17 protein-coding genes and 2 pseudogenes are annotated in these 21702 nt (G+C 73.7%); 10 read left to right on the top strand and 9 right to left on the bottom strand.

Translation table 11 applies throughout. The annotated features are described in order from the left end of the window. Positions 1-91 precede the first annotated feature (91 nt). Complete coding sequence (locus tag ACIQI7_RS14575) at positions 92-430, top strand: cyclic-phosphate processing receiver domain-containing protein (protein ID WP_401109129.1); 339 nt, start codon at positions 92-94, stop codon at positions 428-430. On the opposite strand, the gene ACIQI7_RS14570 is transcribed toward ACIQI7_RS14575, so the two are convergent. From ACIQI7_RS14570 to ACIQI7_RS14560, 3 genes are all read right to left on the bottom strand, one after another. Further along, entirely contained in the window at positions 390-1034 is a 645-nt protein-coding gene (locus ACIQI7_RS14570; protein WP_401109127.1) for a transglutaminase family protein, read from the bottom strand. The two genes, ACIQI7_RS14575 and ACIQI7_RS14570, sit on opposite strands and share 41 nt — an antisense overlap. Before the next feature lie 207 nt (positions 1035-1241). Further along, the gene (locus ACIQI7_RS14565) at positions 1242-2006 is read right to left on the bottom strand and encodes a maleylpyruvate isomerase family mycothiol-dependent enzyme (protein ID WP_387756188.1); all 765 of its coding nucleotides are present in this window, start codon (positions 2004-2006) and stop codon (positions 1242-1244) included. Positions 2007-2059: 53 nt separating this feature from the next. Continuing rightward, the gene (locus ACIQI7_RS14560; RefSeq protein WP_401109124.1) at positions 2060-3367 is read right to left on the bottom strand and encodes an aldehyde dehydrogenase family protein; all 1308 of its coding nucleotides are present in this window, start codon (positions 3365-3367) and stop codon (positions 2060-2062) included. A 146-nt stretch (positions 3368-3513) separates the two neighbouring features. Between ACIQI7_RS14560 and ACIQI7_RS14555 the strand changes: the two genes are divergently transcribed. The 3 genes from ACIQI7_RS14555 to ACIQI7_RS14545 all read left to right on the top strand — a co-directional run bounded on the left by ACIQI7_RS14555 (position 3514) and on the right by ACIQI7_RS14545 (position 6971). Then, complete coding sequence (locus ACIQI7_RS14555) at positions 3514-3723, top strand: hypothetical protein (RefSeq protein WP_401109122.1); 210 nt, start codon at positions 3514-3516, stop codon at positions 3721-3723. Between the two features lie 173 nt (positions 3724-3896). Beyond that, a complete protein-coding gene (locus ACIQI7_RS14550) occupies positions 3897-5519 on the top strand; it encodes a S8 family peptidase (RefSeq protein ID WP_401109119.1) in 1623 nt (540 codons plus the stop codon). 84 nt (positions 5520-5603) lie between these two features. Then, entirely contained in the window at positions 5604-6971 is a 1368-nt protein-coding gene (locus ACIQI7_RS14545) for a hypothetical protein (protein WP_401109116.1), read from the top strand. 115 nt (positions 6972-7086) lie between these two features. Here ACIQI7_RS14545 and ACIQI7_RS14540 read toward each other — a convergent pair whose 3' ends face one another. Then, positions 7087-8385: a M20 family metallopeptidase gene (locus ACIQI7_RS14540; protein ID WP_401109113.1), complete on the bottom strand. Its 1299-nt coding sequence runs from the start codon at positions 8383-8385 to the stop codon at positions 7087-7089. A 274-nt stretch (positions 8386-8659) separates the two neighbouring features. On the opposite strand from ACIQI7_RS14540, the pseudogene ACIQI7_RS14535 reads away from it, so the two are divergent. Together ACIQI7_RS14535 and ACIQI7_RS14530 are read left to right on the top strand one after the other, a co-directional pair. Beyond that, positions 8660-9271, top strand: a pseudogene (locus tag ACIQI7_RS14535) (carbohydrate binding domain-containing protein); the annotation flags it as partial. A gap of 153 nt (positions 9272-9424) precedes the next feature. Then, positions 9425-10444 (top strand): annotated as a pseudogene (locus ACIQI7_RS14530) (chitinase); the annotation flags it as partial. A gap of 87 nt (positions 10445-10531) precedes the next feature. Here ACIQI7_RS14530 and ACIQI7_RS14525 read toward each other — a convergent pair. Continuing rightward, positions 10532-10981 (bottom strand): Lrp/AsnC family transcriptional regulator, encoded by a 450-nt coding sequence (locus ACIQI7_RS14525; RefSeq protein ID WP_401109110.1) that lies wholly within the window; start codon positions 10979-10981, stop codon positions 10532-10534. Between the two features lie 75 nt (positions 10982-11056). Between ACIQI7_RS14525 and ACIQI7_RS14520 the strand changes: the two genes are divergently transcribed. Together ACIQI7_RS14520 and ACIQI7_RS14515 are read left to right on the top strand one after the other, a co-directional pair. After that, positions 11057-11974, top strand: coding sequence for an SMP-30/gluconolactonase/LRE family protein (locus ACIQI7_RS14520; protein ID WP_401109108.1), 918 nt, complete (start codon positions 11057-11059; stop codon positions 11972-11974). Between the two features lie 146 nt (positions 11975-12120). Then, positions 12121-14454, top strand: coding sequence for a zinc-binding dehydrogenase (locus ACIQI7_RS14515; protein WP_401109105.1), 2334 nt, complete (start codon positions 12121-12123; stop codon positions 14452-14454). A gap of 89 nt (positions 14455-14543) precedes the next feature. Here ACIQI7_RS14515 and ACIQI7_RS14510 read toward each other — a convergent pair whose 3' ends face one another. Genes ACIQI7_RS14510 through ACIQI7_RS14500 form a run of 3 tightly spaced genes read right to left on the bottom strand, consistent with a single transcriptional unit; the run spans position 14544 to position 17257 of the window. Next, a complete protein-coding gene (locus tag ACIQI7_RS14510; protein WP_401109103.1) occupies positions 14544-15074 on the bottom strand; it encodes a MaoC family dehydratase in 531 nt (176 codons plus the stop codon). A gap of 18 nt (positions 15075-15092) precedes the next feature. Beyond that, the gene (locus tag ACIQI7_RS14505) at positions 15093-16328 is read right to left on the bottom strand and encodes an aminotransferase class I/II-fold pyridoxal phosphate-dependent enzyme (protein ID WP_401109100.1); all 1236 of its coding nucleotides are present in this window, start codon (positions 16326-16328) and stop codon (positions 15093-15095) included. A 2-nt stretch (positions 16329-16330) separates the two neighbouring features. Then, the gene (locus ACIQI7_RS14500) at positions 16331-17257 is read right to left on the bottom strand and encodes an HpcH/HpaI aldolase/citrate lyase family protein (protein ID WP_401109097.1); all 927 of its coding nucleotides are present in this window, start codon (positions 17255-17257) and stop codon (positions 16331-16333) included. A 257-nt stretch (positions 17258-17514) separates the two neighbouring features. On the opposite strand from ACIQI7_RS14500, the gene ACIQI7_RS14495 reads away from it, so the two are divergent. Together ACIQI7_RS14495 and ACIQI7_RS14490 are read left to right on the top strand one after the other, a co-directional pair. Further along, complete coding sequence (locus ACIQI7_RS14495; RefSeq protein ID WP_401109096.1) at positions 17515-19323, top strand: hypothetical protein; 1809 nt, start codon at positions 17515-17517, stop codon at positions 19321-19323. Positions 19324-19665: 342 nt separating this feature from the next. After that, positions 19666-20745 carry an inosamine-phosphate amidinotransferase 1 gene (locus tag ACIQI7_RS14490; protein WP_401109093.1) on the top strand — a complete coding sequence of 360 codons (1080 nt, stop codon included), beginning with the start codon at positions 19666-19668 and terminating at the stop codon, positions 20743-20745. Between the two features lie 105 nt (positions 20746-20850). Here ACIQI7_RS14490 and ACIQI7_RS14485 read toward each other — a convergent pair whose 3' ends face one another. Continuing rightward, a complete protein-coding gene (locus ACIQI7_RS14485) occupies positions 20851-21447 on the bottom strand; it encodes a hypothetical protein (RefSeq protein ID WP_401109090.1) in 597 nt (198 codons plus the stop codon). Between the last annotated feature and the right edge of the window lie 255 nt (positions 21448-21702).

The raw sequence follows: 21702 nt of genomic DNA, 5'->3' as shown, positions 1-21702 counted from the left end.
GTTCCCTTTCTACCAGGGCCGGTCCGGTCCGTTCGACCGGCCGTCGGTTTCCGCGTACCGCCCGACGCCACTGCTCTGTGATGATGATCAGGTGAATGAGGACCCCACCGCACCGGCGCCCGTCATCCTCGGCATCGACGACCTCCGACCGCTCCCGAGGGCCACGCGGATCGCCCGCACCAGCCGCGAAGGCGTCCGGCTCCTTCAGGAGCACCGGGACGGCTTCATCGACGAGCTCTGGCTCGACCACGATCTCGGCGGCGACGACAGCATCCTGCCCGTGGTGACCCTCATGGAGGAAGCCGCCTTCGACGGGCGGCCGTTCCGGATCGGAACGGTCTTCGTCCACAGCGCCAACCCCGTCGGCGCCGAGACCGTCGTCCGGTCGCTCACGCGCTGGAACTACCGGGTCCGGCGGGCGACGGCGTAGGGAGGCCGAAACCGATGGGTCCTGGCTCCGGTTCGCCGGGGAGTTCGGCCGGCAGGTGGCCGTAGCCGGACCGGCCGGGCACCGCCCGGGCGAGCGCCCGGAGCAGCGGGGCGGGCGGTGCGGCGAAGACGCCGGGGTAGTCGCGCTCGCCGAGCTCCGGCCGGACCGGCCAGGCCAGCCGCTCCCGCTCCAGGTCGTACCGCGTGTCCACGCCCTCCCGGTTGCCCCGGGCGTCCAACCGGGACCAGCGGCCGTCCAGGTGCACGGCGTTGAGGGCGTGCAGCACGAATCCGCCCTCCCCGTCCTCCAGCCGCTGGTAGCACAGGCCGGCCGGCAGGCCCTGCGCCCGCAGCAGCGCGGCCAGCAGGTGGGACTTGCCGTGGCAGATCGCGTTGCGCGCGGCCAGCACCTCGGAGGCGCGGAACGCCCCGCTGTACGCGCCGGCGTCCGCGGAGTGGGCCACCTGGTCGCGGACGTGGTGGAACGCCGCCTCCGGGGTGGCCAGTTCGGCGGCCAGCCGCCGCAGCTCCGGGTGCTGGTGGTCGATCACCTCGTCCGCCCCGAGGTAGGCGGCGAGGTCGGCGGTCTCCGGTCGTAGCATCATGCCGTCCACGGTGCCGCACGCCCCGTCCACCGCGGGCGGGATTCCACTCCCTGGACAGCGCGGCGGGACCGTGCTGCGGGACTCGCGCGCCGATGCCCTGCCGGCGCTCGGCGTCGCGGTGTCCCGCACCGGACGGCCTGCGGAGGCCCGGTCGACCGGTCGGCGGCGGGGGCGCCGGCCGGTCGAAGGGCGTGGTCGGCGGCCCTCCTAGAAGGCGGAGTTGGCGAACCAGAGGTCCAGCAGGCCCTCGTCCCCGGACACGGTGACCGTGGGCGTCGAGCGGTCGAGACGGCCGTAGAGGAGGAGCAGCAGCTCGGCGGCGGTGGCCGAGACGGTGGCGTCGGCGGGTGAGCCGGCGGGCGCATCGGCGGAGTCCAGGCCGAAGCCGTCGGGGCGCAGCCGCACCAGCCAGTCGCCGTCCCCGTCGGTGCGGGCGAAGCGGATCGTGCGGTCCTCGCCGCGCAGCTCGGCCGTCCGCGGGGCGAAGAAGGCCGCGTACGGCAGGTTGGTCAGGAACTCGGCCACGCCGTCCGCCGCGAGGTCCGGGTCGATCCCGGGCTTCAGGCCCAGGGCGAGTTCGGCGTCGGCGCGGTGCACGAGGGTCTCGAAGAGCATCCGGCGGACCCAGAACCGGGCGTGCTGGTCGGCGCCCCACGCCCACATCGGGGCGTCGAGGTCGGTCTCCGCGAACGCCGCACCCGCCTCCGCGCAGGCCTCGGCGAGCCACGCCGGGTAGTCCTCGACCCGCTCGGGGAGCTTCAGGTCGACCTCCCGGCTGGTGGGCGGCTCCTGGATGCGCCGGCGCAGCAGGAGGGTGAACCAGCGCTGGACGCTGCCGGTGTGGCGGACGAGGTCGGCGAGGGTCCAGCCGGGACAGCCGGGGACGGGGGTGGCCGGGTCGGCGGACCGCACGGCGGCGACGAACCGGGCGGTCTCGGCGGAGACTGCGGCGACGTGCTCGTTCGGGGTCATGGACGGATGCTCCGGGGGGATCGGGGGCAGCGGGCCCGGTGGTGTGGTGGGGATCAGGCGAGGGGCTTGTCGACGACGGCCTTGGCGTGGCTGAACGTCTCGATCGAGTACTCGCCGTGGTAGCGGCCCATTCCGCTCTCGCCGACGCCGCCGAACGGCAGGTCGGGCATCGCCAGGTGCGAGACGGGCAGGCCGAAGCTGAGCGCGCCGGAGGAGGTCTCCTCGGCCAGTCGCCGCTTGGTGTCCGCGGACTCGGTGAAGGCGTAGAGGGCGAGCGGCTTGTCGCGCTCGTTGATGAAGGCGATCGCCGCGTCGAGGTCGGGCACCGGCAGGACGGGCAGGATCGGCCCGAAGATCTCGGTCAGCATCACCGGAGCGGTCGCCGGTACGTCGGCGAGGACGGTCGGGGCGAGGTAGCGCGCGGCACGGTCGTGCTCGCCGCCGACGACGGTCCGCCCGGCGCCGAGCAGCGCGGTGAGCCGGTCGAAGTGGCGCTCGTTGACGATCCGCCCGTACTCCGGGCTGGTGGCCGGGTCATCGCCGAACAACTCCTTCACGGCGTCGGCCAGTTCGCGTTCGAGGTCGCCGGCGGTGTCGCCGACGGCGAGGACGTAGTCGGGGGCGACGCAGGTCTGGCCGGCGTTGAGGAACTTGCCGCGGGCGATCCGCCGGGCGGTGACGGCGAGGTCGGCGCCGGGGGCGACCACGACCGGGCTCTTGCCGCCGAGTTCCAGGGTGACCGGGGTCAGGTGCTTGGCGGCGGCGGTCATGACGATCCGGCCGACCGCGCCGTTGCCGGTGTAGAAGATGTGGTCGAAGCGCTGCTCCAGCAGGGCGGTGGTCTCCGGCACGGCCCCTTCGACGACCGCGACCGCCTCCTCGCCGAGGTAGCGCGGCAGCAGCTCGGCGATGGCGGCGGAGGTCGCGGGGGCCAGTTCGCTGGGCTTGACGAGCGCGGTGTTCCCGGCGGCCAGGGCGCCGACCAGCGGGGCCAGGGCCAGCTGCAGCGGGTAGTTCCACGGCGCGATGATCAGCACCACGCCCAGCGGGTCCCGGACGACCCGGGCCTCGGCGGGGCGGAAGAACTCCGGTACGGCGGCCGGCGCCGGTTCCAGCCACTGCGCCAAGTGGGCCACGGTGTGGTCGAGTTCGTTGAGCGTGAAGCCGATCTCGGTCCGGTACGCCTCGGCGGCGCTCTTGCCGAGGTCGGCGTGCAGGGCCTGCTGGAACACCTCGGCCCGCTCGGTGAGCAGCGTGCGCAGGGCGGCCAGCTTGTCCAGGCGCCAGGAGAGCGGCCTGGTCCGGCCGGTCGAGAATTCGGCCCGCAGGCGGGCGACCACGGAGGGGATGGCTTCGGTCATGAGGGGGCTCGCGGTCCTGAGATGGGGAGGTTGGTGCATGCGGTGCTCCGGATAGAAATTTCACTACCTGAAGCAATGGCGAGGCTAGGGGTGAAAGGTTGAGTTTGTCAATCATCTCCCCGGGCCCGGCTCCTTGCGGAATTTTATTGAACGCGTTCAAATTCCGTTGCGACAAGTACTTCGCCCACTCCAGCAGCCCGAAGGCGAAGTGCGCGAAGACCTCCTGGTGCGCCGCGTTCGTCGACTGGACCTGGCACCAGGTCGGCGTCAAGCCCGCGCCGACCACCCTGCTCGGGCGCGGGGTCGGCAAGTGGGGCCAGGAGCACCACCTCTTCCACAGCGTGCCCGGCGCCTGACCGGCCCGCGTCCACCGGCACCGGGGCCCCGGACGGACCGTCCGGGGCCCCGGTGCCGGCCCCGCCCGCGGCGAGTTGCAGCGGGTGGGGGCGCGGCCGACACTCGCAGGTGGGAGCGGTCGTGCCGACCGGGGGTCGGCCCCCGCCCGCCGCCGGGGGAGATGGGAACGGTCATGGCGTACGAGCCCGAGAGTCCCTTCCGGTCGCCGATCGTGGGCGACCTCAACCTGGCCCCGCCCGGGATCGCGTTCCGGGCGGCGGGGCAGGACGACGCGGAGCAGCAGGTGCCGATGCTGATCGAGCTGAACCTGCGCTACCCCGGCGGGCTGCAGGTGGTCCGGGACGAGTTCTACGCGCTCTGGGGGCACTACGCGGGACGGTCCCACGGGTGGTGGCCCGAGGAGGTCAGCTCGGGGAGCCACGTGCAGCCCGAGGTGCCGCTGGGGCTCGCCCTGGTCGCGCCGAAGCTGTACCAGACGGTCCTCTCCCGTGCGGACCTCGGCGAGCTGGTGGAGGACGACCGGCGGACCGCGATCCTGACCGGGCGGCCGCCGGTCATCTTCCGGGTCTGGCCGGACTACCCGCTGTATCCGCAGATCGACCGCTCGGCGCCCACCGTGAAGGCCAACGCCGCCTGGCGCGCCTACGATGCGCGCGGCAGCGGGATCGTGTGGGCGGTCATCGACAGCGGCATCGACGCGACCCACCCGCACTTCTCCCGGCTGGAGCTCGCGGCCGAGGGGCGGGGCGAGGACCTGCCGCACGGGCTGACCAGCCGGCTGCACCGCGACTTCAGCTTCCTGGTGAACCCGGACGACCCCGCGGCGCGGCCGGCCGGCGGAGCGGCGGACGACGACCCGGCGTCGCCGCGCGACCCCGCGTCGCCGCTGGTGGACGACAGCGGGCACGGCACCCACGTCGCCGGGATCATCGCGGGCTGCACCCCGGACGGCATGACGCCGCGGGTGGCCACGCCGGACGAGCCCCGGGACAGCGGATACGTCGCGCGGGCCGGCGCGGACCGGCTGTCCGGGATGGCGCCGGCCTGTGAACTGGTCAGCATCAAGGTGATGAGGCGCAGCCGCCAGGGCACCTTCGTCACCTCCTCCAGCGCCGTCATCCGTGCGCTGACCTACCTGCGGACCGAGGTCAACGTGGACCCGGCGGTGCTGCGCGTGCACGGCGTCAACATGAGCCTCGGCTGCGAGTGGCGGCCCGACCAGTACGCCGCGGGCCAGTCCCCGCTCTGCCAGGCCCTGGGCCAGGTGGTCGCCTCCGGCGTGGTCGTGGTGGTCTCCACCGGCAACTACGGCGCCCGGCGGGAGGCCGCCAACACCTCGGCGGTGATGGGGTCGATCACCGAACCGGCCCACGCCGAGGACTGCATCGCGGTCGGCTCCACCCACCGGGAGGCACCGCACGCGTTCGGCGTCACCTGGACCTCGGGCAAGGGGCCGACGCTCGACGGGCGGATGAAACCCGATGTCGTGGCGCCCGGCGAGTGGATCGCCTCGGCCGCCACCGGCGACGTCCGGGCCACCGCCGGGCTGACCCCGGCGCCGGAGGACCCGGTTCCGGAGAGCCTGCTGACGTACGCCGAGCAGTCGGGCACCTCGATGGCGGCGCCGCACGTCTCCGGGGTGATCGCGGCCTTCCTGTCCGCCCGCCCGGAGTTCATCGGCCGGCCGCGGCAGGTCAAGAGCCTGCTCACCGCCTCCGCCACCGACCTCGGCCGGGAGCGGTACGCCCAGGGGGCGGGCCTGGTGGACCTGATGCGGATGCTGGCGAACGTCTGACGAGCGGATGGACCGACGAGCAGGCGAGCGGACCGATCGACGGACGGACGGCCACCCGGAAAGCCACCCGAAAGGTCACGAGCGATGAGGCGACTGCCGACCAACGAGCCCGTGTGGGACCTCGCCTTCGACGAGAAGGGGAAGCTGACCGCACCGGCGGCGGCCGACTTCCTCGACGAGGTGACGGCCGAGGGGCTGACGGACCTGTTCGTGTTCAGCCACGGGTGGGGCAACTCCGCCCAGCAGGCCCGAGAGCTCTACGACACGATGTTCCCGCTGATCCGGGAGGCCGGAAGCGGTGCGGCGAACCTCGGCACGGTGGGGTTCGCGGGCGTCTACTGGCCCTCGCTCTGGTTCCCGCCCACCCCGGCGACCCCGCCGACGGCGGTCGCCGCGCCCCAGGCCGGGAGCGGCGCCGTGGCGGGCCCCGACGCCGGAACGGCCGCCGTCTCCGGGACGGACATCGCGCTGTCGCTGGCCGAGGGCTTCGCCGACCCGGAGCAGCGGCGGACGGTGGCGGAGATCGGCCGGCTCATCGACGAGGGCGAGGCGGCGGCCGGTACCGGCGAGACCGACCCGGCCAAGGAGCAACGCCTGGCGCGTATCCACGAGTTGATCCAGTCCCTGGTGCCGCCGCCCGCACCCCACGGCGAGTTCGAGGACTCGGGCGAGACCGCGCTGCTGCTGGACGCCGATCCGAGGACGGCGTACCAGGCCGCCGCCGAGGCCTTCGGCAGCGCGCCGCCCGGCTCCTCCACCCAGGGCGTCGGTGACTGGTTCCGCAACGCCGTGAACGGGGCGAAGGACGCACTGCGGGTGCTCTCGTACTCGATCATGAAAGCCCGGGCCGGGGACATCGGCCGGGGCGGCCTGGGGCCGCTGCTCGCCGGCCTGCACGGCCGTTCGCCCGGGGTGCGGGTGCACCTGGTCGGCCACAGCTTCGGCGCCCGGCTGGTCTCCTTCGCCCTGGCCGGCGTCGGCGCGGCCGCCGACAGCCCGGTGGCCTCGCTGCTGCTGATCCAGGGCGCGTTCTCGCACTGGTCCTTCGCCCGCGCCCAGGACAACCCCTTCGGCAGCGCGGGCGCCCTGAACACCGTCGCGGACCGGGTGCACGGCCCGCTCGTCGCCACCCACACCGTCCACGACTGGGCGGTCGGCGTCTGGTACCCGAAGGCCTCCTTCCTCGCCCGTCAGGACTCCGAGGCCGACGTCGCCGGGCGCTGGGGCGGCATGGGTGCGGACGGGTACCAGGCCGTGGCACCGGCCGAGGACCGGCTGATGCCGGCCGACGGCGGCGGCGACTACGGCTTCGCGCCCGGAACCTTCTACCGGGTGAACGCCGCCGCCGTCATCAACGACGTGAAGGGCCAGCCGTTCGCGGGGGCGCACTCCGACATCTGCAAGCCCCAGGTGGCCGCGCTGGCGGTGGCCGCCGCGACGGCGGGCGGGTAGCGGGGGCCGTGGCGGCGGGAGCCGGGGCGCGGCTACCCGCCGGGGTCGCGCCGTCGCGGGTAGCCGAGGGCGGGGCTGGAGGCGGCTCGGCGGGCGGTGCGGGGCCGGGGCCGGTTCAGCCGGATGCGGGGGCGAGGGCGCCGGTGAGGTGGTCCAGGGCGACGTGGGCGTGCAGCCGGACGCCGGTGACCAGGGTGTCGTCATCGGCGTAGAAACCGGGGTTGTGGTTGAAGGCCGTGCCGCGGCCGCCGGCGGTGGGCCGGAGCCCGCCGTCGGGGGTGAACTCCAGGTCCTGGACGCCGAGCAGGACGTAGAGGCCGCCGTAGGCGTTGACGAACTCGGAGACGTCGTCGTAGCCGAGCGTGGGCGGGGTCGGTACGACGCGGTCCGGGCCGGCGACGCGGCGGAAGGTTGGCAGCGCGGCGTCCAGCCAATCCTTGCGGTTGTGCACGGCGGGCACCTCCTGGAGGTAGTCCGCGGTGGCGGTGCAGTGGTAGGCGGCGGCGGTGTTCTCGGCGAGGGTCGTCAGCCGCTTCTGCAGGTCGGCCATGTCGGCCTCGACCGAGCAACGGATGGTGCCCCACAGGGTGACGGTCTCGCCGATGATGTTGAAGCGGCCGACGTCCTCGACGTGGCCGATGGTGACGGTGACCGGGTCGACGGCCGGGACCTGCCGGTAGAGCTGGCCGATGCCGGTGAGCACCGCGCCCGCGGCCGGCATCGGGTCGACGCCCTCCCACGGGGTGGAACCGTGGACCTGTCGGCCGCTGATGACGATCCTGAGGAGGCAGGAGGCGCCGAACTGGTTGCCCTCCCGGTAGCCCACGTAGCCCTTGGGCAGCGGGACGACGTGCAGGCCGAAGACCATGGTGGGGGCCGGGTCGGCGAACACGCCCTGGCGCAGCATCTCCCGTGCCCCGCCCGGCTCGTCCACCGGCGGCCCCTCCTCGGCGGGCTGGAAGACGAACAGCACCGTGCCCGGCAGCTGTTCGCGGACCCCGGCCAGTACGGTGGCGGCGCCGAGCAGCATCGCCGTGTGGGCGTCGTGGCCGCAGGCGTGCGAGACCGGGAACGGGCCGCCGGGGTAGTCCGCGTCCACCAGGGCGGAGGCGAAGGGCTCCCCGCACAGGTCCTGGACCGGCAGCGCGTCGGTGTCGGCGCGCAGCGCCACGACGCGCTCCCCGGGCGCTGCGCCGCGCAGGACGCCGACGACGCCGTGACCGGCGATGCCGGTGCGCACCTCGTCCAGGCCCAGGGAGCGCAGGTGCTCGGCGACGAGGTCGGCGGTGCCGCTCTCACGGTTGGAGAGCTCCGGGTGCTGGTGCAGGTGGCGCCGCCAGGCCACCACCTGGGCGGCTTCCCGGGCGGCGCGGCGGTCGAGCTCGGCGTGGACGGCGTGGATCGGGGCGGACATCTGCGGCCTCCGGCGGGGATGGGCGGTCGACTCGACGCTAACCGAGCCCGCCGCTCCCGGCACCGCTGAACGCGGCTCGGCGCGCGGGGCCGCGGGGCACCCTCCGGATTGGTCCAGACCTCAAATGGTCCAGACCTATTGACGCGCCTTGCCGCCCCTCCTACGATCCGGACCGGCACAGCCCCACCTGTTTCCCCCCACTTCACCCAGAGCCGGGCGTCACGCCCCCACGCGTCGGTCATGTCCATGACGCTCGGCGGAAAGGGAGCACAGCATGTTCCGTCGGAGGTCGCGCACCCCACGCCCGTCGGGCGGGTCCCGCCCCAGCCCGGACCCCGGCCGCCTCGACGGCGAACGGGCCGGCGGCGGGCCGCTCCCGGCTCCTGGCCCGCGGCGGGCGGTGGAGCGCGCAGCGCGGGTGACCCGGACCGGCCGCGCCGCGCCCGGGCCGACCGTCCTGCGGCGCTCCCTCGCCGGGGTGAGCGCCGCCGCCGTCATCGGGGCCGGCGTCGCCATGGCCGGGACCGTCACGGCCGGGGCCGCCACCCCCAACCTGGTGGCCAACCCGGGCTTCGAGAACGGGCTCTCCGGCTGGAGCTGCACCGGTGGCTCCGGCGCGGTCGTCGGCAGCCCGGTCCACTCCGGGGCCTCGGCGCTCAAGGCCACGCCGACCGGCCAGGACACCGCCCAGTGCACCCAGACCGTCAGCGTGCAGCCCAACTCCCAGTACACGCTGAGCGCCTACGTCCAGGGCAGCTACGTCTACCTGGGCGCCACCGGCACCGGTGTCACCAACGCCTCGACCTGGACGGCGGGCAGCGCCTCGTACGGCCAGCTCAGCGTCGGCTTCACCACCGGGGCGAACACCACGTCGGTGACGGTCTACCTGCACGGCTGGTACGGGCAGCCCGCGTTCTTCGCGGACGACGTGTCGCTCACCGGCCCCGGCGGCAGCAGCCCCTCGCCGACCGCCACGGCCACGCCCACCACCACGGCCACACCGACCACCACGGCCACACCGACCACCACCCCGACGACCACGGCCACGCCGACGACGACCGCCACGCCGACCACGACGCCGACCACCACGACGCCGCCGAACGAGACCTGCCCCACGAAGCCCAAGCCGTCGGGCAAGGTCCTGCAGGGCTACTGGGAGAACTGGGACGGCGCCCTGAACGGCGTCCACCCCGGCATGGGCTGGGTCCCCATCACGGACAGCCGGATGGCCGCGCACGGCTACAACGTCATCAACGCCGCCTTCCCGGTGATCCTCTCGGACGGCACGGTCCTGTGGCAGGACGGCATGGACACCAACGTCAAGGTCTCGACCCCCGCCGAGATGTGCCAGGCCAAGGCCGCCGGGGCGACGATCCTGATGTCGATCGGCGGCGCCGCCGCGGGCATCGACCTGAGCTCCAGCACCGTCGCCGACCGGTTCGTGGCGACCGTCGTCCCGATCCTCAAGAAGTACAACTTCGACGGGATCGACATCGACATCGAGACCGGCCTGTCCGGAAGCGGCAACATCAACACGCTCTCCGCCTCCCAGGCCAACCTGATCCGCATCATCGACGGCGTGCTCGCCCAGATGCCCGCGGGCTTCGGCCTGACGATGGCCCCAGAGACCGCGTACGTCACCGGCGGCAGCGTCAACTACGGCTCGATCTGGGGCGCCTACCTGCCGATCGTCAAGAAGTACGCCGACAACGGGCAGCTGTGGTGGCTCAACATGCAGTACTACAACGGCAGCATGTACGGCTGCTCCGGCGACTCCTACCAGGCGGGCACCGTCCAGGGCTTCACCGCGCAGACCACCTGCCTGAACAACGGCCTGACCATCCAGGGCACCACGATCAGGGTGCCCTACGACAAGCAGGTGCCCGGCCTGCCGGCCCAGCCCGGCGCGGGCGGCGGCTACATGGATCCGGGCCTGGTCGGCCAGTCGTGGAACGCCTTCAGCGGCTCGCTGAAGGGGCTCATGACCTGGTCGATCAACTGGGACGGCTCGAAGGGCTGGAGCTTCGGCGACAACGTCAGGCGCCTCCAGGGACGTTGAGGCTCCGCGGGCCGTACTCCGCCCGACCACCGATCCACCGCTGACACGAACCCGCGTCCCGGCCGCAGCCGGGGCGCGGGTTCGTGTTCAGGGCGCGGGCGGGCGCTCGAAGAAGGTCTCCAGGACGACGGTCGCCTGGGTGCCGCTCACGCCGTCGATCGCGTAGAGCCGCCGCAGGACGTCCTGGAGCTGTTCGGTGGTCGCCGTCCGCACCTTGACCAGCACCGAGGCGCTGCCCGCGATGATGTGGGCCTCCTCGATCTCGGGTATCGCGGTGAACGCCTGCGCCGAGTCGCCCATCCAGGCCGTGGAATCCACCATCACGAAGGAGAGCACCCCGAGCCCGAGGCCCTTCGGGTCGACCTCCACCGTGGTGCGGCGGACCACCCCCCGCTCGCGCAGCTTGCGCACCCGCTCGTGCGCCGCCGCCGTGGAGAGCCCCACGGCCCTGCCCAGCGCCGCGTACGGCTGCCCGGCGTCGTCCTGCAGCAGGGCGAGCAACGCGCGGTCGGTGTCGTCGAGGTGATCGGAAGTCATGGTGGGACCATACCGCGTTCTGTCATACTCCGACTGGCCGGAAGACATCCGGCACAAGTCGATACGGGGTGAACGATGTCTGGCTCCATCGAGTTCGGGCTGTACGAGGTACTGGACGACCGGTTCCGCCGCTGCGCCAACGGCGACATCCGGCTGGAGAAGCTGTACGGCGACTGCCGGTGGGCGGAGGGCCCGGTCTACCTGCCCGCCTGGCGCCAGGTGGTCTGGAGCGACATCCCCAACGACCGGCTGCTGCGCTGGGACGAGGCCACCGGCACGGTCGGCGTCTTCCGCTCCCCGGCCGGGCACCCCAACGGCAACACCCTGGACCGCGAGGGCCGGCTGATCAGCTGCGAGCAGGGCAACCGACGGGTGACCCGCACCGAGCACGACGGGCGGATCACCGTCCTCGCCGAGCGCTACCGGGGCAAGCGGCTCAACTCGCCCAACGACGCGGTGGTCCGCTCGGACGGCGCGATCTGGTTCTCCGACCCGGACTTCGGCATCACCTCCGACTACGAGGGCCACCAGGCCGAGTCCGAGATCGGCGCCCGCAACCTCTACCGGATCGACCCGCAGAGCGGCGAGGTCCAGCTCGCCGCCGACGGCTTCGACGGCCCCAACGGGCTGGTCCTCTCGCTCGACGAGCGGCGGCTCTACGTCAACGACAGCCGGGCCGGGCACATCCGGCTCTTCGACATCGAGGAGGACGGCACCCTCACCGGCGACCGGATCTTCGTCAAGGGCGTCGGCTGCCGCTTCGACAACATCCGCTTCGACCGCGACGGGCGGCTCTGGGCGGCGGCCTTCGGCGACGGCGTCCACTGCTACGCCCCGGACGGCACCCTCATCGGCCGCCTCCTCGTCCCCGAGCCCGTCTCCAACCTCACCTTCGGCGGTCCGAAGAACAACCGGCTGTTCATCACCGCCACCACCTCGCTCTACTCCCTGGTGGTGTCCGTGACGGGTACCCACCGGGTCTCGTTCCGCTAGGCCCTGTCCGGTGCCGGGGGTCCTCGGTTGTTCGGCGTTTTGTTCAATGACCGAGGGCCGAACCAGAACAACCCCGGTGCGCTACACCAGTAGCGCGCGCCACACCCGTGTCGCGCGTCGGACACCGGCCGTGGGGATTTCACCAGATGACGACGCTCTGCATCGCGAACAACCGCACCGAGGAGATGGTCGGGGACCTCACCGGGATGACGCCGTCGGAGCAGCTGCTCGCCGGATGCGGGGCGCAGCGGATGCTCTGGTGGGCCCGGGACGGCGACGTCCTGGTGCTGCCCGGGAGCCCCGACCCGGCGTTCCTGGCGTACGTCACCGGGCTGACCGGCGCGCGGGCCGACAGCCTGACCTTCGTGGTGCCGCCGCCGGGCGAGCGGGGCGACCAGGTGCTCACCGCCGACCGCCTGGCCGACCCGGGCTTCCGCGCGGAACTGCGCCGCGTCCTGGAGGGGCGCGCCGTCGCCGAGGTGCTGGCCATCTCGCCGAACGCCGCGGTGGCCGAACTCGCGGCCGCCCTCGGCCTGGCGCACGCCATGCCCGGCCTGCCCTTCGCGGCACAGGGCGGCAACGCCCTGGTGAACAGCAAGGCCGGGTTCCGGGCGCTGGCCGCCGGCGCCGGGGTGCCGATCCCGCCCGGTACGGTGGCCGGCTCGCCCGCGGAGGTCGAGGCCGCCGTCGAGCACCTGCTGGCACAGGGGCACAGCGTGATGGTGAAGGTCGAGTACCAGGCCGGCGGCCTGGGCAACGAGATCCTGGCCCGGGACGAGCGGGTGGAGGCGGTCGGCGCCGAGCGGGTGGTGCCGCTGCCGGACCGGGCCGCGGTGGCCGCGTACGTGGCCGAGCGGTGGACCTGGCTCACCGGCGGGCGCGGCCAACGGGTCGTGGTGGAGCGGTACTTCGCCGACTCCGCGCCGCTGTACGCCCAGTTCGTCCTGGACGACGCGGCCGTGGTGCAGGCCGGCTGCGGGGAGATGGTGATGCGGCCGGTGGTGGTCGGGGAGATCACCCCGCCGGTCACCCCGGACGCCGACGTCACGGCCGAACTCGTCCGGCAGGGCGCCCGGTTGTGCGAGGCGCTGCGGGCGATCGGCTACCGGGGCACGGTCAGCGCGGACGCCGTGCTCACCCCCAAGGGCGAGATCTACTTCCACGAGACCAACGCCCGGCTCACCGGCTCCAGCCACCTGCACGACGTCTACCTCGGCCGCCTGCTGCGCGAGGAGCACCGCGGCTCGCGCTTCCTGCTGGAGCTCGGCGGCCTCCGGGTGCCCTCGTTCGCCGAGGCCCTGGCGGCGGTCGGCGCGGCCGGGCTGGCCTTCGACCCGCGGACCGGCACCGGGGTGCTGTTCAGCAGCGACTTCGGGCCCGCCGACGGCTCGGTGATGTACTGCGCGGTCGCCGAGAGCCCGGAAGCCGCCCGGGCCCTGGAGGCCGCGCTGCTCGCGCTGTTCGCCGGAACGGAACCGGAGGCGGACGAGGCGGCGGACGAGGGGGCCGGCGCGGCCGCCGGGAGCGGGATGCGCGCCCTGGTGATCCACCGCTACGGCGGGCCGGAGGAGCTGCGCATCGCGACGGTGCCGCAGCCGGTGGCCGCCCCGGGCCGGGTGCTGGTCGACGTCACCCTGGCCGGGCTCAACTACGCCGACCTGGAGATCCGCGCCGGCGAGTACCTGCGGCTCCCGCTGCCGGCGGTGCTCGGCGTCGACGTGGTCGGGCGCCGCCGCGCGGACGGGAAGCGGGTCGTCGCGCTGCTGCGCACCGGCGGCGGGTACGCCGAGGTGGCCGCCCCCGAGGCGGCGCACACGGTGGAGGTGCCGGACGGGGTGGACGACGCGCAGGCGCTCGCGCTGCTGGAGCAGGGGGCGACGGCCTACGGCGCGCTGACCCTGGCGGGGCGGCTGCGGGCGGGCGAGACCGTCGCGGTGACCGCTGCGGCGGGCGGGGTCGGCCACCTGGCGGTGCAGCTGGCCAGGGCGCTGGGCGCGGGCCGGGTGGTCGCCCTGGCCTCCACCCCGGAGAAGCGGGAGTTCCTCCGCTCGCTCGGCGCCGACCTCGTGCTCGACCCCTTGGACCCCGAGCTGGCCGGGCGGCTCGCGGAGTCGGGCGGGGTGGACCTGTTCCTCGACTCGGTCGGCGGCCCGGTGCTGCGCGCCGGGCTGGCCGGGCTGGCCCCGTTCGGGCGGCTGGTGTCGGTCGGAGCGCGGGAGGGCGTGGTGGACACCTTCACGATGACCGAGCTGACCGAGGGCTCGGCGGGGGCGCAGGGCTTCTGGCTCAAGCACGTCCTGACCGACCGGGCACTGTTCGATGGCATCGCGGACCACCTGTTCCGGCTGGCCGCCGAGGGCCGGGTGGTGGCGCGGATCGACCGGACCGTACCGCTGTCCGGGGTGGCCGCGGCGCACCGGGCGATGGCCGCCCGGCAGACGGTGGGCAAGGTGCTGGTGGACGTCCGCCGGGAGGCGTGAGCGACGCGTGGGGGAGGGCGGTCTACCGGCCGCCCTCCCTCATGTGCGCGCCGGGCCCGACGGCGCAGACCGTCGGGCCCGGCGGTGCGTCAGTACCCGGCGACCTCGTCCAGGCCGTGCCCGCGCAGCGGCACCAGGAAGCTGCGCTCGAACACCACCACGGCCTCGCCGGTGGACTTCGTCCCGGTGGTGCGGCAGCGCACGATGCCCTGCCCGGGGCGGCTCTCGGACAGCCGCTTGGCGAGGGTCTCGGTCTCCGCGTAGAGGGTGTCGCCGGCGAAGACCGGGTGGGTCATCCGGATGTTCTCCCAGCCCAGGTTGGCGATGGTGCGCCCGCTCGTCGAGCGGGCGGTCATCCCGCCGACGATGCTGAGCGTCACCAGGCTGGAGACGATCGGCTTGCCCCAGGGGGTGTGCGCGCTGTAGGCGGCGTCGATGTGCAGGGGGGCGTCGTTCATGCTCAGCATGCTCATCAGCACGTTGTCGAGCTCGGTGACGGTCCGTCCGGGGCGGTGCTCGACCACCTCGCCGACCTCGAACTCCTCGTAGTAGCGCCCGACCACCTCGCGGTAGCGGCGCTCGCCGATCCGCCGGTAGCCGGCGGGTTCGGTGGTGTCCATCGCGGCTGCTCCCAGGTCCTAGAGGTCGGCGGTGAGTTCCTTGACGTGGCCGGCGAACTCGCGGATCAGCCGCTCGTCCATGTCGGCGCGCAGCATCAGCCGGAGCCCGGCCTCGCCCTTGGGCACGATCGGGAAGAACACCGCGGAGCTGTAGAAGCCGCGCTCGAAGAGCTGGGCGGACAGCTTGACCGCCCGCTCGCCCTCCCCGACGTCGACCCGGCGCACCGGCAGGCCGTTGCCCGCGAAGGTGGTCGGCAGCAGCTCGTCGAAGAGCTCGATGTTGCGGGCCAGCTGCGCCTGCAGCTCGCCGAGTTCGGGGGAGCGGTGGATGGCGGCGCTGGCCAGCGAGGCGCCGACCATCGGCAGTGGGATGTTCTGCGACCAGCCGATCGGGCCGGCGTGCCGGTGCAGGAACTCGAACTGCTCGCGGTTGCCGAGCATCGCGACGCCGCCGCTGGTGCCGAAGGCCTTGCCGAGGCTCGCGGTGATCACCGTCAGCGGGTTCATCTCCAGCCGGGAGCGGACGTAGCCCTCGCCGCGCTCGCCCGCGATGGACAGCGAGTGGGAGTCGTCGATGTAGAGGAACAGCCCGTAGCGGTCCTGGAGTTCGAGCAGACCGTCGAGGGCCGCGGTGCCGCCCATCGAGTAGGCGCCGTCGGCGACGTAGGCGACCCGCGGGTACTTCCGGCAGACGTCCTCCAGGTAGTTCAGGTCGTTGTGCGGACAGGTCAGCACCAGCGACTCGTCCCCGCAGACCGGCTTCATGTACGCCATGCAGAAGTGGCAGAAGCGGTCGAAGACCATCACCCGGGGCCCGCCGCCGCCCTGACAGGTGCCGTCCAGGTGGCCGGAGGCGATCAGCGGCAGGATGCCGGCGGTGAGCGTGGTACAGGACGCCCCCGGCAGGATGTGGGCGCCGAACAGTTCGCCGAGCTCCTCCTCCAGCCGCACCAGCAGGCTGTGCCGGATCCGGGTGGTGGAGAGGACCAGCGAGGTGCCGCGGGACTCGGTCAGCGCGTCCACCGCGCCGGCCAGGACCGCGGGGTGGTTGTTCAGGCCCAGGTACGAGCAGGAGACCATGTTGGCGAACTCGTGGCCGGTCTCGCGGACGACCAGCCGGTTGTTGGACTCCGAGTCCGCCGTGATGCCGATCAGGCCGTGGGCGGCGGCGGCCTGCCAGACCGGGTCGGCGGCGGCCAGCATGGCCTCGGCGTTGCGGTACCGGCGCGGTCCGAGGACGGTTTCTTCGGTCATCGTCACTTCTCCGTCATGGTCGGGATGTCGGTGGGCGAGTCGCCCCGGGGGTGGTGCGGACCGCGGGGCCGGGCCGGGACGTCGGGCCGGGGCGGGTCGAACTGCTCGATCAGCCGCTGCGAGGCCTCGAAGAACGGCATGCCGACCATCACCCCGTCCACCACGGTGACCGAGCGGCCGGTCTCCAGGCCCGCCGCGACCACCCGGCGGGCGCGCTCCAGCAGGGCCTCGTCGGGGCTGAACGTCTCGTTGATCAAGGGCAGTTGGCGCGGGTGGACGGCGATCTTGCCGCTGAACCCGAAGTCCCGGGCGAGCCCGGCCTCCCGGCGCAGCCCGGTGAGGTCGGTGACCTCGAAGAACGGTGCGTCCATCGCTTCCACCCCCGCGGCGCGGGCGCTGTTGACCACCCGGGCGCGGGCGTGGGCCAGGGCCTCCCAGGAGAGCCGGGCGCCGACCGCGAAGGCGTAGTCCGCCGAGCCGAAGACCAGCCCGCGCAGCCGGTGCCCGGCGGCCGCGATGGCGGGCGCGTGCTCGATGCCCAGCGGGGTCTCCACGACGGCCAGGAACTCCGTCTCCGGGCAGTCGGCGGCGAGCGCGCCGGCGGCGATCTCGACGTCCCGGGGGGACTCCGCCATCGGGATCAGCACCAGGTCCGGCTTGACCCGGTACCGGGCGATGGCGATCAGGTCGCGCAGACCGTCCGGCCCGGACAGGGTGTTGATGCGCACCGCGCTGCGCGCGAGCTTGGTGGACGGGAGGGCGAAGAACTCCTCGGCGAGCCGACGGGCCTCCTCCTTCCGGGTGGGTGGGACCGAATCCTCCAGATCGACCATGGCGATGTCGGCCCCGGACTGGTGGCTCTTGGTGTACCGCTCCACCGCCATCGCGGGTGTTGACAGGAGGGAACGGCAGTACCGCGTGAACCTCATGGATGTCTCCGAAGTCAGCGAGGGCTGCGGGTTCCGGTTCTATCCCACCGGCTTTGTTCGGCGCCGTGCGGCTGGACATTGAACATCAAGTCGGAACAACCGACCCGCACGCACCATTGTTTGACGCCAATGGTGCTGTGCATGATGAATCAACGGGGGGGATCGACACGGGGCACGCGCGGCGCGTGTGACGTGCGGGAACCCCACGGGTTCGAGAACGGTGATTCAGAACGTCGATTCAACAGAGGGGGGCCGTCGTGCCGCGTCGGGAGAGTCCGCTGGATCCCGGGGACGGGCCGCTGCTGCGCTTCGCGGGTGATCTACGGGCCCTGCGGGAGCGCGCGGGGAGTCCGCCGTACCGTCAACTCGCCCTCCGGGCGCATTGTTCAGCAGCCAGCCTGTCGGTCGCCGCGGGCGGTCGGCGGCTGCCCAGCCTCGCCGTCACCCTGGGCTACGTGCAGGCCTGCGGCGGGGACGTGCGGGAGTGGCGGCACCGCTGGCAGCTGCTCGCCGCCGAACTGGCCGCCGACACCGCCGCCCGGCGGCGCGCCCAGGACGTCGGACGGGCCCCCTACCCGGGGGCGGCGGCGTTCGAGGCGGTCGACGCCGAGCGCTTCTTCGGCCGCGAGGTGCTGCTGGAGCGGCTGGTCGCGCTACTGGCCGAGCGGCGGCTGGTGGTCCTCTCCGGGCCGTCCGGGTCTGGCAAGTCCTCGCTGGTCAGAGCCGGTCTGCTGGCGCGGCTCGGAGGTGGTCCGGCCGGCCGGACCGGAGCCGGAACCGTAGCCGGGGCCGGTGTCCCGGTGGCGCTGCTGACCCCCGGTGAGCGGCCGATGGAGGCGTACGCGCTCGCGCTGGCCCGGCTCGGGCAGCGGACCGGCGACGCGGCGCGCGGCGCGTCCGGCGCGGCTGCGGGCGACCCGGTGCTGGTGGTGGACCAGGGCGAGCAGCTGCGCACCCGCTGCCGGGACGCCGTCGAGCGGGCGCGGTTCCTGGACGCCCTGGTGGCGACGGCCGAGGGCGGTCCGGACGAGGTGCTCACCGGACTGCCGGTGGCGGCGCCGCCCCGCTGCCGGGTGGTGCTGGTGCTCCGCTCGGACCAGTGCGGGCCGCTGTTCGCCGAGCACCCCGGGCTGGCCGGGGCCGGCCGGCACGGGGTGCTGGCGGTGGGGCGCCCGGCACCGGACGAGTTACGGCGGGCGATCACCGAGCCGGCGTTACGGTCCGGCTGTACCGTCGAGGGCGCCCTGCTGGCCGTGCTGATCTCGGCCGCCGCTCAGCAGCCGGGCGCGCTGCCGCTGGTGTCCACGGCCCTGCTGGAGACCTGGCGCAGGCGCAACGGCAACGCGCTGACGCTGGCCGGGTTCCAGGCCACCGGAGGCTTCGAGGGCGCGTTGGCCCGGACGGCGGAGTCGCTGTACAGCGGGCTGGAGCCGTCCGACCAGGCCCGGGCGCGGGCGGTGTTCCTGCGGCTGGGCGGGGAGTTGCTCGCCGCCGGTGAGGAGGCCGCCGGCGCGGTGGGCCTGGGCGACGGGCTGATGCCGGGCGCTGGACCGCTGCCGGCCCTCGACCTGCTGCCGGGCGGTGACGGGGGCACCCGCAGGCCGGTCCGCCGGGCCGAGTTCGACGAACCCGGCGTGCCCGAGGTGCTGGAACGGCTGGTCCGGGCCCGGCTGGTGGTGGTGGACCGGGACACCGTCGAGCTGTCCCACCACGGGCTGCCGCAGGCCTGGCCCAGGCTGCGCGGATGGCTGGCGGAGGGCGGCGAGGCGCTGGGGGAGCAGCGCCGGCTCAGCTCGGCTGCCCGCGGCTGGGCGGACGCCGACCAGGATCCGGAACTGCTCTACCGGGGTGTCCGGTTGGAGCAGCTGATGCGGCGGGTGGCGGCGGGCGAGCTGGCCGCGGCCGGGGTCGAGCGGGCCTTCCTGGCCGCGTCGGCCCGGGCGGCCGTCGCCGACCGGCGCCGGGCGCAGCGCCAGAACCTGGCGGTGGCCGGGGTCGCCGCGGCGGGCGGGGCGCTGCTGGCGCTGGCGGGCGGGAGCCGGATCCGTCGGGCCTGGCGCTGGTGAGCACGCGGCCCGGGTCGTCCTTTTCCGGCCGCCTGCCGGATCGTCTCCCGGGCGTTGGTCGACCTCGTGGACGAGGGGGTTGAACAACGCCCGAATCGTCCGGCGGATCGTCGCGGGGGCCTGTTCGGCGTCGAACGCTGTCCTTGCGCGGCCGTCGGTCGTCCGGGTAGCTTGACCGTCGATCCCGGCCCTCGAAAGGCGAATTCGGCTGCCCCGCCGGTGATTTACCGTACGCGTGGTCGGCCGGAGCCGGCCGGCGACGAATTCCTGCGGTGCGGTTCGAGCCGTCGTGTGCCGCAGTGCTGTCTCCGTGTTTCCCTGAACTCTTGTCAAGGGAGAGTCATGTCCGATTCAGCCCGTCCGGTCCACAGCTGGGACGAATTCACCACCCTGCGGGAGATCGTGGTCGGGACCGCCGTCGGCGCCCGGCTGCCCGAGCAGAACGAGCCGTCCGCCTGGTTGTCCTGCTTCCCGAAGACCGGCGCCGCCGACCTCGCCTCGATCGAGGCCGGCCCGTACTCACGGCAGGTCGTGGAGGAGACCGAGGAGGACCTGGACGCGCTGGCCGCCACCCTGCGCGGCCTCGGCGTCACCGTCCACCGGCCCGAACCCGTCGACCACGCGGCCGAGTTCGCCTCCCCGCTGTGGAAGGCCGACGGCGGCTTCCACACCTACTGCCCGCGGGACCTGACCCTGGTGGTCGGCGAGACGCTGATCGAGGTGGCGAGCCCGATGCGGCAGCGCTACTTCGAGGTCTTCGGGCTGCGCGGCCTCTTCCAGGACTACCTGCGCCGCGGCGCGCGCTGGCTGGCCGCTCCCCGGCCGCAACTGGCGGACGATCTCTTCGAGTTCGACGCGGACGGGCTCCCGCTGCTGGGCGAGGCCGAGCCGGTCTTCGACGCCGCGAACGTGCTGCGGCTCGGCCGGGACGTGTTCTACCAGGTCTCCCGCAGCGGCAACGAGCTCGGCCTGCGCTGGCTGGAGTCGACCCTCGGCCTGCTCGGCGACGGCGGGCTGCGGCTGCACCCGCTGCGCGACGTCTACGGCTACACCCACATCGACAGCACCATCGCGCTGCTGCGGCCGGGGCTGGTGCTGCTCAACCCGGACCGGATCAGCCCGGAGACCGTCCCGGAGCCGCTGCGGGGCTGGGACGTCCTGTGGTGCCCGCCGGCCGAGCCCTCGGGCGACGCTCCGGAGCACGCGCTCAGCGAGAGCTGGATCAGCATGAACCTGCTGATGGTCTCGCCGGACACGGCGATCGTCGAGGCCGGCCAGGAGGGCCTGATCAAGGTGCTGGAGCACGCCGGGATCACCGTCCTGCCGCACCGGCTGCGGCACTCCCGGGTGCTCGGCGGCGGCTTCCACTGCGTAACCCTGGACATCCGGCGCGACGGCGGGCTGGAGGACTACCTGTCCTGAGCGCGGCGCGCCGGTGGCGCGGCCGGCGGACGGCGCCGCCGCGACGCACGGACGGGAGCAGGAAGTCGGGCCGGCCGACTTCCTGCTCCCGTTGCCGCGGACGGCTCAGCCGAGCAGGAGGAACTTGGTGGCCGTGGCGCCCTGGTAGGTGCTGCAGTCGGTGTTCCGGGTGGTCTGGCTGTACGTGAAGCCCCGGGGAACGCTACAGGCCCACAGGCCGCTGACCGGCTTGCGGAGGTGGAACTGGTTGGACTGGCCGCTGCCCGTGGTGATGTTGCAGGCGGTGCCCCAGCTGATGTGGTCGTAGGTGAACTCCGGGGTGCCGACGCAGGCGGTGAGGCCGTCGACCGGCGTGCGCAGGTGGAACTGGTTGGCCTGCACGCCGCTCATCTCGCTGCAGGCGCTGCCCCAGGTGATGGCGTCGTAGACGAAGCCGGGCGCGCTCTTGCAGGCCGTCAGGCCGTCGTACGGGGTCCGCAGGTGGAACTGCGGCGAGTTCCAGCTGGCGCCGCCGCTGCAGGCGGTGTTCATCGCCACCTGGTCGTAGACGTACCCGGCCGGGACGTCGCAGGCCCAGGCGCCGTCGAGGCCGGTGGTGGTGGCGCTCGCGGGGGTCGCGGCGGCCGCACCCGAGAGCAGCAGGGCGAGGGCGGCCAGTGCGGCGAGGAGCAGACGGACGGGACGGGTGCGGGCGATGGGCATGGCTCTCCCCGGGGGTGGTGGTCGGAAGGGCGTGGCACGGAAGCGCGCGGAACGGGTGCCGGGCGGGTCGGCGACGGTGGTTGCGACCGGCCCCGAAGTTCTAGCACGGGGTGATCGCGGCGGGCTCGTGAACCGGTCGGGTCGGGCCGCCCGACGACATCCGTCCAGCCGCGCGACCGCGAGGGCTACGCCCGGACCGCCGACCACCACCCCGGGCCCCTGCCGCGACTGGCGTACGCCGCCCGGGCTCGCGCC

It is taken from the genome of Kitasatospora sp. NPDC092039, from assembly GCF_044756065.1.
GTDB lineage: Bacteria > Actinomycetota > Actinomycetes > Streptomycetales > Streptomycetaceae > Kitasatospora.
This window is presented reverse-complemented; position numbering and strand designations above follow the sequence as displayed.

Coding starts and splice junctions, on each gene's coding strand:
- ACIQI7_RS14570 (WP_401109127.1), bottom strand. CDS start 1,034: ATGATGCTACGACCGGAGACCGCCGACCTCGCCGCCTACCTCGGGGCG.
- ACIQI7_RS14565 (WP_387756188.1), bottom strand. CDS start 2,006: ATGACCCCGAACGAGCACGTCGCCGCAGTCTCCGCCGAGACCGCCCGG.
- ACIQI7_RS14560 (WP_401109124.1), bottom strand. CDS start 3,367: ATGACCGAAGCCATCCCCTCCGTGGTCGCCCGCCTGCGGGCCGAATTC.
- ACIQI7_RS14550 (WP_401109119.1), top strand. CDS start 3,897: ATGGCGTACGAGCCCGAGAGTCCCTTCCGGTCGCCGATCGTGGGCGAC.
- ACIQI7_RS14545 (WP_401109116.1), top strand. CDS start 5,604: ATGAGGCGACTGCCGACCAACGAGCCCGTGTGGGACCTCGCCTTCGAC.
- ACIQI7_RS14540 (WP_401109113.1), bottom strand. CDS start 8,385: ATGTCCGCCCCGATCCACGCCGTCCACGCCGAGCTCGACCGCCGCGCC.
- ACIQI7_RS14525 (WP_401109110.1), bottom strand. CDS start 10,981: ATGACTTCCGATCACCTCGACGACACCGACCGCGCGTTGCTCGCCCTG.
- ACIQI7_RS14520 (WP_401109108.1), top strand. CDS start 11,057: ATGTCTGGCTCCATCGAGTTCGGGCTGTACGAGGTACTGGACGACCGG.
- ACIQI7_RS14515 (WP_401109105.1), top strand. CDS start 12,121: ATGACGACGCTCTGCATCGCGAACAACCGCACCGAGGAGATGGTCGGG.
- ACIQI7_RS14510 (WP_401109103.1), bottom strand. CDS start 15,074: ATGGACACCACCGAACCCGCCGGCTACCGGCGGATCGGCGAGCGCCGC.
- ACIQI7_RS14505 (WP_401109100.1), bottom strand. CDS start 16,328: ATGACCGAAGAAACCGTCCTCGGACCGCGCCGGTACCGCAACGCCGAG.
- ACIQI7_RS14500 (WP_401109097.1), bottom strand. CDS start 17,257: ATGAGGTTCACGCGGTACTGCCGTTCCCTCCTGTCAACACCCGCGATG.
- ACIQI7_RS14490 (WP_401109093.1), top strand. CDS start 19,666: ATGTCCGATTCAGCCCGTCCGGTCCACAGCTGGGACGAATTCACCACC.
- ACIQI7_RS14485 (WP_401109090.1), bottom strand. CDS start 21,447: ATGCCCATCGCCCGCACCCGTCCCGTCCGTCTGCTCCTCGCCGCACTG.